Annotated in this window: 12 protein-coding genes; 4 read left to right on the forward strand and 8 right to left on the reverse strand. The window is 64.7% G+C overall.

The genetic code is table 11. The features are described 5' to 3' along the window. A partial coding sequence (locus FNJ47_RS39805; protein ID WP_163161433.1) for an ATP-binding cassette domain-containing protein occupies nucleotides 1-393 on the forward strand: 393 nt, incomplete at its 5' end. 337 nt (nucleotides 394-730) lie between these two features. On the opposite strand, the gene FNJ47_RS39810 is transcribed toward FNJ47_RS39805, so the two are convergent. The 5 genes from FNJ47_RS39810 to FNJ47_RS39830 form a co-directional block, all read right to left on the reverse strand. Beyond that, complete coding sequence (locus FNJ47_RS39810; protein WP_163161435.1) at nucleotides 731-1,459, reverse strand: ABC transporter ATP-binding protein; 729 nt, start codon at nucleotides 1,457-1,459, stop codon at nucleotides 731-733. Next, on the reverse strand, nucleotides 1,452-2,219 hold the full coding sequence (locus FNJ47_RS39815) for an ATP-binding cassette domain-containing protein (RefSeq protein ID WP_163161437.1): 768 nt from the start codon (nucleotides 2,217-2,219) through the stop codon (nucleotides 1,452-1,454). Before FNJ47_RS39815 ends, FNJ47_RS39810 begins: the two co-directional genes overlap by 8 nt. Further along, nucleotides 2,212-3,159 (reverse strand): branched-chain amino acid ABC transporter permease, encoded by a 948-nt coding sequence (locus FNJ47_RS39820; protein ID WP_163161439.1) that lies wholly within the window; start codon nucleotides 3,157-3,159, stop codon nucleotides 2,212-2,214. The genes FNJ47_RS39815 and FNJ47_RS39820 overlap by 8 nt, the downstream gene beginning before the upstream one ends. Beyond that, nucleotides 3,156-4,073 (reverse strand): branched-chain amino acid ABC transporter permease, encoded by a 918-nt coding sequence (locus tag FNJ47_RS39825; protein WP_163161441.1) that lies wholly within the window; start codon nucleotides 4,071-4,073, stop codon nucleotides 3,156-3,158. The genes FNJ47_RS39820 and FNJ47_RS39825 overlap by 4 nt, the downstream gene beginning before the upstream one ends. Nucleotides 4,074-4,304: 231 nt before the next feature. Beyond that, complete coding sequence (locus FNJ47_RS39830) at nucleotides 4,305-5,477, reverse strand: ABC transporter substrate-binding protein (RefSeq protein WP_163161443.1); 1,173 nt, start codon at nucleotides 5,475-5,477, stop codon at nucleotides 4,305-4,307. 326 nt (nucleotides 5,478-5,803) lie between these two features. Between FNJ47_RS39830 and FNJ47_RS39835 the strand changes: the two genes are divergently transcribed. Continuing rightward, nucleotides 5,804-6,397 (forward strand): hypothetical protein, encoded by a 594-nt coding sequence (locus FNJ47_RS39835; RefSeq protein ID WP_163161445.1) that lies wholly within the window; start codon nucleotides 5,804-5,806, stop codon nucleotides 6,395-6,397. A gap of 227 nt (nucleotides 6,398-6,624) precedes the next feature. Here the strand turns inward: FNJ47_RS39835 and FNJ47_RS39840 are convergent, their stop codons facing one another. Further along, nucleotides 6,625-7,521, reverse strand: a complete 897-nt coding sequence (locus tag FNJ47_RS39840) for a sigma-70 family RNA polymerase sigma factor (protein ID WP_163161447.1) — start codon at nucleotides 7,519-7,521, stop codon at nucleotides 6,625-6,627. 29 nt (nucleotides 7,522-7,550) lie between these two features. After that, a complete protein-coding gene (locus tag FNJ47_RS39845) occupies nucleotides 7,551-7,859 on the reverse strand; it encodes a hypothetical protein (protein ID WP_163161449.1) in 309 nt (102 codons plus the stop codon). Between the two features lie 175 nt (nucleotides 7,860-8,034). Here FNJ47_RS39845 and FNJ47_RS39850 point away from each other — a divergent pair, with 175 nt between their 5' ends. Both FNJ47_RS39850 and FNJ47_RS39855 read left to right on the forward strand, forming a co-directional pair. Then, nucleotides 8,035-9,441: a DHA2 family efflux MFS transporter permease subunit gene (locus FNJ47_RS39850; protein WP_163161451.1), complete on the forward strand. Its 1,407-nt coding sequence runs from the start codon at nucleotides 8,035-8,037 to the stop codon at nucleotides 9,439-9,441. Between the two features lie 115 nt (nucleotides 9,442-9,556). After that, a complete protein-coding gene (locus FNJ47_RS39855) occupies nucleotides 9,557-10,831 on the forward strand; it encodes an NAD(P)/FAD-dependent oxidoreductase (RefSeq protein ID WP_163161453.1) in 1,275 nt (424 codons plus the stop codon). A gap of 228 nt (nucleotides 10,832-11,059) precedes the next feature. On the opposite strand, the gene FNJ47_RS39860 is transcribed toward FNJ47_RS39855, so the two are convergent. Then, on the reverse strand, nucleotides 11,060-11,394 hold a 335-nt coding region (locus tag FNJ47_RS39860; RefSeq protein ID WP_163161455.1), incomplete at its 5' end, for a hypothetical protein.

Below are 11,394 nucleotides of genomic sequence, written 5' to 3' on the forward strand. Positions count from 1 at the left end.
CGGCTCGGCGCTTCCGATCCGTGGACGATCGACAAGATCCATGCGCTGTTTCCGCGGCTAGCCGAACGCACCGGCAATATGGGCGTCACGCTGTCCGGCGGCGAGCAGCAGATGCTCGCGATCGGCCGAGCGCTGATGACCAACCCGAAGCTCCTGATCCTCGATGAAGCGACCGAAGGCCTGGCACCCTTGATCCGCGACGAGATCTGGAGCTGCCTGTCGATGTTGAAGGGCCGCGGGCAATCGGTGCTGGTGATCGACAAGAACGTCGGCAACCTCGCCCGCATCGCCGACCGTCACTACATCATCGAGCGCGGCAAGACGGTGTGGAGCGGCACCAGCGAGCAGCTGATCGCCGAGCCGGATCTGCAGCACAAGTATTTGGGGATTTAGCGCCGGACCAACGCGACGCTCTCAGCTCCGTCACCCTGAGGAGCGCGCAGCGCGTCTCGAAGGATGCACGGCCCGGCTGGTGGCCGTCGACCCTTCGAGACGCGCGAAGACGCGCTCCTCAGGGTGACGGGAATCGCTTTGTGCGCGGCAGTCTGGCGGTGATCAGTTGCTGGGAGCACCGAGTTCGAGATGTTTTGATCCCGTCATCCGTCATCCTGAGGTGCGAGCGCTTGCGAGCCTCGAAGGATGCACGGCCACCAGCCGGGCCGTCGACCCTTCGAGACGCGCTACGCGCTCCTCAGGGTGACGGAGCTGAGAGCGTCGCGTTGGTCCGGCGCTAAATCCCCAAATACTTGTGCTGCAGATCCGGCTCGGCGATCAGCTGCTCGCTGGTGCCGCTCCACACCGTCTTGCCGCGCTCGATGATGTAGTGACGGTCGGCGATGCGGGCGAGGTTGCCGACGTTCTTGTCGATCACCAGCACCGATTGCCCGCGGCCCTTCAACATCGACAGGCAGCTCCAGATCTCGTCGCGGATCAAGGGTGCCAGGCCTTCGGTCGCTTCATCGAGGATCAGGAGCTTCGGGTTGGTCATCAGCGCTCGGCCGATCGCGAGCATCTGCTGCTCGCCGCCGGACAGCGTGACGCCCATATTGCCGGTGCGTTCGGCTAGCCGCGGAAACAGCGCATGGATCTTGTCGATCGTCCACGGATCGGAAGCGCCGAGCCGATTTCCTGAGGCGGCGACGAGATTTTCGCGCACCGTGAGGTTCGGAAAGATCTGGCGGCCTTCCGGCACCAGGCCGATGCCGAGTTTTGCAATTCTGTACGACGGCAGGCCGCGCACTGACTCGCCGGCGAAACGAATGGCGCCCGCGCGCGCCGGCGTCAGGCCCATGATCGAACGGATGGTGGTGGTCTTGCCCATGCCGTTGCGACCCATCAGCGCGACCATCTCGCCCGACTTGATCTTGAGCGACAGGCCGAACAGCACCTGGCTCAAGCCGTAGCAGGTCTCGATCGCATCGACTTCGAGCAACGTTTCAGCGGCGTTTGATTCAGTCATGGCGCGTCACCGCATGCTGCTCGCCAAGATAGGCGCGCTTGACCTCTTCGTGCTTGCGGATCGCGTCGGGCACGTCGCAGGCGATGACGCGGCCATAGACCAGCACCGTGATGCGGTCAGCCAGCGCAAACACCGCCTCCATGTCGTGCTCGACCAGCACGATGGTGACTTCCTTGCGCAGCTCCTTAAGCAGCGCGACCATCCGCGCCGACTCGGTGACGCCGAGCCCGGCCATCGGTTCATCTAGCAACAGCAACTGCGGCTTGGTCGCAAGCGCGACCGCGAGCTCAAGCTCGCGCTGCTCGCCATGGCTCAACTGCGAGACCACGATATCGGCGCGCTGGCCGAGGCCGACGCGCTCCAGCGCTGCGCGTGCGGTGTCGCGCAGATGCCGCTCCTTGCGCGCATTGCCCCAGAAGCGGAAGGAGTGGCCGTCATGCGCCTGCGCCGCCAGCGCCACATTGTCGATCGCGGAAAAGTCCTTCAGCAGCGAGGTGATCTGGAACGAGCGCGCCAGCCCGAGCCTGGAGCGCGTGTAGGACGGCAGGCTGGTGACGTCGCGGCCGGCGAAGTAGATGGTGCCGGAATTCGGCATCACCTGCCCGGTCAACTGGCTGATCAGCGTGGTCTTGCCGGCGCCGTTGGGGCCGATGATGGCATGCAGCTCGCCCGGTATGACCTCCATCGAGAGGTTGTCGGTCGCGGCGATGCCGCCGTAGCGACGGACCAGACTGTCGACGCGCAGCAAGGGTTCAGCCACGGCGCATCCTCCCGAGCAGGCCCATGATGCCGCCGCGCGCGAACAGCACGATCAACAGCAGCACCGGGCCGAGGATCAGTCCCGAGAACTCGGTGAACTGCGACAACAGCTCCTCGAGCAGCAGATAGACGATGGCGCCGACGACAGGTCCGAACAGCGATCCCATGCCGCCCAGGATCACCATCACCATCAGGTCGCCGGAGCGGGTCCAGTACATCACCGCCGGGCTGACGAAATCGGTGTTGTTGGCAAGCAGCGCGCCGGCCAGGCCGCAGATCGTGCCGGCAATGACGAAACAGACCAGGCGATAGCGGTTGGCATGGAAGCCGATCGCCTGCATGCGCTGCTCGTTGGAGCGGACGCCCTGCACCACGAGGCCGAAACGCGAATTGACGATGCGCCAGATCAGATAGAGGCCGCCGAACAGGCAGGCCAGGCAGAGATAGTAGAACTGGTTGCGGTCCGACAGATTGATCAGGCCGGCGAAATCGCTGCGCTTGTAGACGGTGAGGCCGTCATCGCCGCCGTAGCGCGACAGGGCGGAGGCGACGTAATAGGCCATTTGCGCAAAGGCCAGCGTGATCATGATGAAATAGACGCCGCGGGTGCGCAGGCTCAGCGCACCGATCAGCAGCGCAAACAGCGCGGAGACCACGAGCGCCACCGGCCACTGGATGAAGCCGGAGCCGATGCCCTCGGCGGCGAGGATGCCGACGGCATAGCCGCCGATGCCGAGATAGGCGGCATGGCCGAAGCTCATCATGCCGCCATAGCCCATGATCAGATTGAGGCTCGCGGCGGCGAGTGCATAGATCGTGATGCGGGTGAACAGCGTGAGGATGAAGATGTTGCCGGTGGCGGCCGAGTAGACCGGCAGCAGAATGAGCGCGGCGCACATCAGCGCCGCGACCGCATTGGAGGCGTTAAGCTTCGGCATCATCGTTTGGCCGCCGGGAACAGCCCCTCGGGCCGCAGCACAAGGATGATCGCCATCAGGAGGTAGATCAGCATCGAGGACAACGCCGGTGCTGCGGTCGAGGCGGCAGCGCCGCTCAAGACCTTGCGCAAGAGGTCGGGCAGGAAGGCGCGGCCCATCGTGTCGATGATGCCGACGAAGATCGCCGCCATGAAGGCGCCGCGGATCGAGCCGATGCCGCCGATCACGATGATGACGAAAGCGAGGATCAGGATGTTCTCGCCCATGCCGATCTGCACGGTGAGGATCGGCGCCTGCATCAGCCCGGCGAGACCGGCGAGCGCCGCGCCGAGGCCGAACACCAGCGTGAACAGCAGCTTGATGTTGATGCCGAGCGCCCCGATCATCTCGCGGTTGGAGGCGCCGGCGCGGATCAGCATGCCGACGCGGGTGCGCATCACGACCAGATAAAGCATCGCAGCAACCGCCAGTGCGACCGCGATGATCATCAGCCGGTAGGCCGGATAATACACGCCGGGAATGATCTGCACCGGTACCGTGAGCCAGGCCGGCAACGGCAGCGCGAGGCCGGCCGGGCCCCAGATCAGGCGCACAGCGTCGTTGAAGAACAGGATCAGGCCGAAGGTCGCCAGCACCTGATCGAGATGGCCGCGGCCATAGAGATGCCTGAGCGCGACATATTCGAGCACGATGCCGAGCAGCAACGTGGCGCCCAACGCCATCAGTGCGCCCAGAACAAAACTGCCGGTCCAGGCGACGAAGGTCGCGGCGAAATAGGCGCCCATCATGTAGAGCGAGCCGTGCGCCAGATTGACGAAATCCATGATGCCGAACACCAGGGTCAGTCCGGCCGCCAGCAGAAACAGCAACAGGCCGAATTGCAGGCCGTTCAGCAGTTGTTCGACGACGAGATACATCGTGAGGCTACGTCACCTTGAGCGAAGCGGGGATGGGCGCACGCCGACGCATTGCACGCTGCGTGTTCTCCCTCGCCCCGCCGTTGCGGGGAGAGGGTTGGGGTGAGGGGCTGCCTCCGCGGACCAGATTCGCGGAGAGCCCCCCTCACCCGATTGCTTCGCAATCGACCTCTCCCCGCAAGCGGGGCGAGGTGAACAGAAAGCAAGCTATAGGCCAGAATTGCCCGACGATCACTTCATCGAACACTTGTCGTGGAATTTGTCCTGGTCGTCCTTGACGATGGTCGCGACCGTTTTCAGCGAGAGTTGGCCGTCGGCGTCCTTGACCACGTCCTGCAGATAGAAGTTCTGGATCGGGATGTGGTTGTTGCCATACTTGAACGGACCGCGCAGCGACTTGAAGTTGGCCTTCTCCATCTCCGCCTTCATCGCGTCCTTCTTGGTGAGGTCGCCATTCACCGCGACGACCGCGCTGTTGATCAGCTGGGCGGCGTCGTAGGCCTGGGCGCCGTAGTAGGTCGGGCGCAGGCCGGGATACTTCTTGCGGTAGTCCTCGACGAACTTCTTGTTCTCGGCGTTCGGCAGGTCGTTGACCCATTCCTGCGCGCCGGGAATGCCGATCGCGTTGTCCTTCTGCAGCGGCAGCGACAATTCGTCGACGGTGAAGGCGGTGTAGAGCGGGATCTGCGCCTTGATGCCGGCCTGGGCGTACTGGTTCAGGAACTGGACGCCGGCGGCACCGGGATAGAACACGAAGATCGACTCCGCCTTGGAGTTGCGCGCCTTGGTCAGCTCGGCGGAGAAGTCGAGCTGGCTCGGCCACACCGTGTATTCCTCGCCGACCACCTCGCCCTTGAAGGTGCTCTTCACACCGGCCAGCATGTCCTTGCCGGCGGCGTAGTTCGGTCCGATCAGGAATACCGACTTGACGCCCTTCTGGTTCATGTAGAGGCCCATCGCGGCGGGTGTCTGGTCGTTCTGCCAGGAGGTCGAGAACACGTAAGGCGAGCACAGCTCGCCGGCGAGCTGTGACGGACCGGCATTGGCCGAGATCAGGAAGGTCTTCGAATCGACCGCGGTCTTCAGCGACGCCAGCAGCACGTTCGACCAGATGTAGCCGACGATGAAGTCGACCTTGTCGGACTGCACCAGCTTCTCGGTCTTCTGCTTGCCGACGTCGGGCTTCTGCTGGTCGTCCTCGTAGATCACCTCGACCGGCTTGCCGTCGATCTTGCGGCCGAGATGGTCGAGCGCGAGCTCGAACGAATTGCGCATGTCGTTGCCGATCACGGCGGTCGGACCGCTAAAGGTCGAGACGAAGCCGATCTTGACGCTGTCAGCCGCCGTCGCGGGCTGCGCCAGCGCCAGAGCCATGGCGCCTGCCAGCCAAAATGCCTTTTTCATATTCACTCCCCTCCTCAACCAAAGATCCCGCCGGGCCTAATCGAGGCCCGGGGCCACGCTTTGCGCGCGTCGTTCTGTGACGTGTTTTGTGCGCGATATCGCAAGTGTGCAGCAAGCACGAACCGACGGCCCTCGATTAGAACCTTCGGCGCATACCCCAGCACCTTGCATCATAATTCGCCAAAATTGACCATGGCAAGAAATATAATGCCGGTTGCGTGGGCAACGATTGTCGCAGGGCCTGCCCCCTCCCTCCGACGACCCGCGCCTGCACTGCAGCAGGCTTTAACGATCCGGTAAAGCAGGCGGAAACCACAGGCCGGCACGTGCTGGCGGGCTTCACGGTCCGGAAAGCATCGCCGGGCGAGGTTGCCGCCAAAGGGGTGCGTCACATGCTGAATTACATCTTCGGCTTCAATGCCCGGATGGGCCGGTTGGCCTTTTTCTTCTGCACCTTCGTGACGGGCATCGGCTTTATGATGCTGGTCTACGGCATCACCGGCAACGCGCCGGCGAGCGGCAGGACGGACGTGCTGCTGGCGCAGGCATCGAGCAGCCCGGCGTTGATCTTTGCCTTCTATGGCATGCTCGTCATCTGCTTCATGCTGCAGTCGATGCGGGTGCGCGACATCGGATGGGATCCGGTCTGCGTGATGGCGGCATGGGTCGCCCTCATGGTGCTCGACAGGGCCATTGCCGGACGATTTCCCGAATATGCGCTGACCTATCAGCACACCACAACGGTGGTCGGCACGGCCGTCAACGGCGTGATGAACCTGGTCCTGATGTTCTGGCCGGGCCGCGGCCATGTCGATAAAGCGTCGCCATTGCCGCGCGAGAACGGCGGCGATGGCATGTTTGAACGAAACAGTGCATCGGCCGCAGCCGGCAGCCGCATGGCGCGGATTGCCAGCGGCTGAATTCGGCGGCAAGACGCGGTAGCCGAGCTGTTTCAGCATCGTCGTCCCTGCGAAAGCAGGGACCCATAACCACCGGATTAGATTGTTGAAGCGGGTTGGAGCCCTAACATCGCAAACCAATTGCCATTCGTGGTTATGGATCCCGGATCGCGCTTCGCTTGTCCGGGACGACACCGAGTCTGTGGCGCAATTGGTGCTCCACTTTTTGAGCACCGCGCCCAGTCCGCCTACCCCTGATCCACCACCCACTCAGCCCCGTCGATCGCATAGGGCGCGTGGCGGAAATCCCTGATCGTCGCAACCTTGTCGGCCGACCAGTCGAGCAGCATGAACGATCGCGGCGGCGCGCCTGGTGCGTCCGTGTCGAACACCAGGATCGCGGGACGTCCCTCGACCTGCCCGGTCACCAAATGCCAGTCATCGATCTTCGCATAATTGCCGAAGTAGCGTGACACTTCGGCCTTGCCGTTCAGCCTCAGCCTGTTGACGAGCTCCAGCCTGATGTCATCGGCGATCATGGCGCGGATGGCATCGAAGTCGCGGGCGTTAAAGCGGCTGACATAGGCGTTCAGCCTGTTGCGATCGGCCGGCGACAGGCCGGGCCGCGGTGCATCGTCGGGTTCGCTGGCGAACGTGCGCAATTGCGTACGCCCGCGGTGCAGCGCGGCCTTCACCGCAGGCAGGCTGAAATCCATGATGCCGCAGACCTCCTGCAACGAGCAGCCGAGCACGTCCATCAGGATCACGCTGGAGCGCTGCGCCACCGGCAGGCGCATGAAGGTGCGCAGGCTGCTTGCCGCGATCTCGCGGCGGCCGACGTCATCGAGCTCTCCGGCCATCATGTCCACCTCCTCCGAAGAGTGGAGCGCGTCCTGGCGGTTGCGCCGCCTGAGGAAATCGAGCGCGGTGTTGTGCGCGATCCGGAACAACCAGGCTTCCGGGTGCTGGATCGGGGCAGCGGACGCGAAGGATTCCATCGCCTTGATCAACGCGTCCTGCAGCACATCCTCGCCGTAGATCACAGATCCGACCATGCGGGCGCAGTAGCGATGCAGCCTTGGTCGCATTGCCGCCAGCAGTGCGTCGACCTCGGCCGCGGCCGGCGCTTGGGGTGATGACGTCATGATGGCTCCGCCAGATCGGTTCACTCGGTTCACGGCTCATCCAGCATACGATAATTCCCGACAATCACAGCACTGCGAACCAGCGGCGGCTCGGCGCAACGATCCCGGATGCCGTCCTGGAAGGCCTGGAACGCGGCAAGCTTCGGGATCGGGCTCGAGCCATCTTCGGTCGCGGTCTCGACCATATGGATAAAGGTGTCGTCCTCCAGCCGCAGCGTCAGATAACGCACGCCATCCGGGCTTGCCGCCTTCAACTCGGCAAACACCGCCGCAACCAGCGCAGCGTTCTTCTCCGCCATCTCCGGCTTGGCCTTGTACCTGATCAGGGTCCGTCTCATCGCAACCTCCTTAGCTGCGGCCGGGACCGGCCGCGTCAGACCCAAGGACGTTTGAGGACGGCCAAAGGATGCGGTCCGACAAAAATAATTTGAGCCCGCATCCTTTGCCCGTTCCGGTTCGTCTCGGCCTGCGAAGCGCGCCGCAAAGCCCGCGGCACGTCAACGGAGAACGACCATGCAGACCCCTGAACAGCGCGCCGAGCAGCGCTGGGTGCTCGGCCTCACCGCGCTGGCATCCTTCATGATGGCGCTGGACGCCATGATCATGACCACGGCCTTCGCCACCATCCGCGCCGATTTCGGCAGCCGGGTGGAGACGCTGCAATGGACCGTCAACGCCTTCAATCTGACCTTCGCGGTGCTGCTCTTGACCGGTGCGGCGCTCGGCGACCGCTTCGGGCGGCGCAGGATGTTCGCGACCGGAATTGGCCTGTTCGTCGTGGCATCGGCGGCCTGCGCGCTGGCCGGGGACGCGGCGGCATTGATCGCCGCACGCGCCCTGCAAGGCGCAGGAGCAGCGCTGGTGATGCCGCTGGCGATGGCGATCCTGAGCGGCGCGTTCGGCCGCGATGAGCGCGCCCGCGCGCTCGGCATTTTCAGCGGCATCACCGGATGCGCGCTGATCATCGGCCCCGCAATCGGCGGCTTCATCACCGAGCATCTCGGCTGGCGCTGGATCTTCTGGATCAATTTGCCGATCGGCCTGATCGCGATTGTGCTCGTGATGGCGCGCCTGCGCGAGAGCTTCGGACCAGCGGCGCCGCTCGACATCATCGGACTGTCGCTGGTCGCGCTCGCGGCACTGGCCCTGGTCTGGGGCCTGCTGCGCGGCAACAGTGTCGGATGGGCCAGCCCCGAAGTGGCCGGCACGCTGATAACAGGCGTCGCGCTGGCGGTGATCTTCGTGCTGTGGGAACTGCGTACGCCAAGCCCGATGGTGCCGATGCGGCTGTTCGCGACAAGGCCATTTGCATCGGGCATGGCTGCGAGCGTGCTGTTCTATGCCGCGATGTATGGCGTGCTGTTCCTGCTGCCGCAGTTCCTGCAGATCGCGCTCGGCTTCAACGCCTTCGGCGCCGGGCTGCGCCTGATCCCGTGGACCGCGACGCTGTTCGTCACCGCGCCGATCGCCGGCGCCGTCGTCAACCGGTTCGGCGAGCGTACGCTTGTGGTCACCGGTCTTCTAATGCAGGCGATCGGCCTCGGCTGGATCGGCGAGATCGTGAGCCCGACAGTGCCGTACTCCGCGCTGGTCGCGCCGCTGGTGCTCGCCGGCGTCGGCGTCTCGATGGCGATGCCGGCCGCGCAGAACGCGGTGCTCAGCGCAGTCGCCGTCAGCGAGATGGGCAAGGCGTCCGGCATCTTCAACATGGGCCGCTTCCTCGGCGGCATGTTCGGCATCGCGTCATTGGTGGCGAGCTTCGCTGCAAACGGTGCCGCCGATTCATCCGGACATTTCGCCAACGGATTCGCCGCGGCGATGAGCCTTGCGGCGACGCTGTCGTTCGCCGGCGCGGTCGCGGGACTGTTCCTGCCGATGCGACGGCGCGTCGTCGCCGCGGCCGCACCGCAGGACGCGTGAGGTCTGCGGCGATTGGCTTTTGCTATCGGGCGATCGGGCATTTCGTGTTGGAATGAGGCCGCGAATGATTACATAATCAGACGACGAAGCCGTTCGAAACCGAGGGCGACATCAGATGACGCAAGCGCCGGCCAAACCTCATCGCGTGGTGATCGTCGGCGCCGGCTTCGGCGGGTTGGAAGCCGCCTTCGGTCTCGCGGGCGCGCCGGTCGAGATCACGCTGATCGACCGCCGCAATCACCATCTGTTCCAGCCGCTGCTCTACCAGGTCGCGACCGCTTCGCTTGCGACCAGCGAGATCGCCTGGCCGATCCGCTATCTCCTGCGCGACCGGCCCGAGGTGACGACGCTGTTCGCCAATGTCTGTGGCGTCGACGCAGCGGCGAAGCTGGTCGAGCTCGACGACGGCGGCAGCATTCCCTACGACACGCTGATCCTCGCCACCGGCGCACGCCACGCCTATTTCGGCCATGACGAATGGGAGCCGTTCGCACCCGGCCTGAAGACGCTGGAAGACGCCACCACATTGCGGCGGCGCATCCTGGTCGCCTTCGAGCGCGCCGAGCGCGAGACCGATCCCGACAAGCGCGCGGCGCTGCTGACCTTCGTCATCATCGGCGCCGGGCCGACCGGCGTCGAGATGGCCGGCACCATCGCCGACCTCGCAAAGGATACGCTGGCTCCGGACTTCCGTCACATCGACACGCGCAAGGCCCGCGTGGTGCTGATCGAGGCCGGGCCGCGCGTGCTGGCCGGCTTCCCCGACGATCTCTCGGCCTACGCGCAAGCGTCGCTGGAGAAAATCGGCGTCGAGGTGATGCTGGGCGAGACGGTCACCGAATGCTCGGCCGATGGCGTGGTGTTCGGCGGCAAGCGGCTGGAGGCCCGCACCATCGTCTGGGCCGCCGGCGTGCGCGCCTCGCGCGCCGCCGAGTGGCTGAATGCGCCGGCGGATCGCGCCCATCGGCTGCAGGTCGAACCTGATCTCACCGTGCCGGGCCATCCCGATGTGTTCGCCGTCGGCGACACCATCACGATCAAGGACCCCGACGGCAATCCGGTGCCCGGCATCGCGCCGGCCGCCAAGCAGGAAGGGCGCTACGTCGCCGCATTGATCAAGGCCAGGCTCGACGGCAAGACCCTGCCGCCGTTCCGCTACAAGCATGCCGGCAGCCTCGCCCAGATCGGCAAGAAGAAGGCGGTGATCGATTTCGGCTGGCTCAAGCTGCGCGGTTCGCTGGCATGGTGGATCTGGGGTCTCGCCCACATCTACTTCCTGATCGGCGTGCGCCACCGGATTGCCGTTGCGATGAACTGGCTCTGGATCCATACCCGCGACCAGCGCGCCGCACGGCTGATCACGCAAGGCAGCAGCAAGGTCGCGCAGTAGCATTCGCACAACATCCGACCGTCACCATGAAGAGGCCGCTTAGCGGTCGCATGACCGCTAAAGGCCATCAAGGAACATGTCCGCTTGGACATTCGGCCGGCAAGTTGACGGGCAAGACGAGGCTGCTTCTCCGCGAAAGGATCCAATCGCGCTTTACGCTACGAAGCTGCGCCTCTCGTCCCCCTCACCAGGATCCTTTCCGTCCGGTCGATCTCCAATCGGTTCGGTCTAGGCATGCGGCTGCGTCAGTTGGGCCTGCATGACGGCTGCGGCTGGCTCCGTGATCAGCGTTCCGCCGTGGCTGTCGCCGGCCGCGACGAAACTGTTGGCGGCGTACTGGCCAAGCAGCGCAATCTGGGCCATGTGCGTGCCGTCGCTGACGCTGAGGGTTCCTCCTGTGCCGCTGCTGTTGGCCGAGAAGCCCACGGTGGTGGCAGAGCCGAAGCCGATGTCCCGCAGGTCGAGTTGATCCTGACCTCCGAAATCCGACACCGTTCCGCTGAACGCCGCAGATTGGTCGAGTTGCAGCGTGCCGGTGTTGCCGGCAAAGATCGCGTGCCCCG

This window comes from Bradyrhizobium uaiense (genome assembly GCF_010811875.1).
In the GTDB taxonomy this organism is placed as follows: Bacteria; Pseudomonadota; Alphaproteobacteria; order Rhizobiales; family Xanthobacteraceae; genus Bradyrhizobium; species Bradyrhizobium uaiense.

Bases quoted from the DNA above. Each gene is read 5' to 3' on its own strand.
- FNJ47_RS39850 (WP_163161451.1), top strand. From the start codon at position 8,035: ATGCAGACCCCTGAACAGCGCGCCGAGCAGCGCTGGGTGCTCGGCCTC.
- FNJ47_RS39845 (WP_163161449.1), bottom strand. From the start codon at position 7,859: ATGAGACGGACCCTGATCAGGTACAAGGCCAAGCCGGAGATGGCGGAG.
- FNJ47_RS39825 (WP_163161441.1), bottom strand. From the start codon at position 4,073: ATGTATCTCGTCGTCGAACAACTGCTGAACGGCCTGCAATTCGGCCTG.
- FNJ47_RS39830 (WP_163161443.1), bottom strand. From the start codon at position 5,477: ATGAAAAAGGCATTTTGGCTGGCAGGCGCCATGGCTCTGGCGCTGGCG.
- FNJ47_RS39855 (WP_163161453.1), top strand. From the start codon at position 9,557: ATGACGCAAGCGCCGGCCAAACCTCATCGCGTGGTGATCGTCGGCGCC.
- FNJ47_RS39840 (WP_163161447.1), bottom strand. From the start codon at position 7,521: ATGACGTCATCACCCCAAGCGCCGGCCGCGGCCGAGGTCGACGCACTG.
- FNJ47_RS39820 (WP_163161439.1), bottom strand. From the start codon at position 3,159: ATGATGCCGAAGCTTAACGCCTCCAATGCGGTCGCGGCGCTGATGTGC.
- FNJ47_RS39810 (WP_163161435.1), bottom strand. From the start codon at position 1,459: ATGACTGAATCAAACGCCGCTGAAACGTTGCTCGAAGTCGATGCGATC.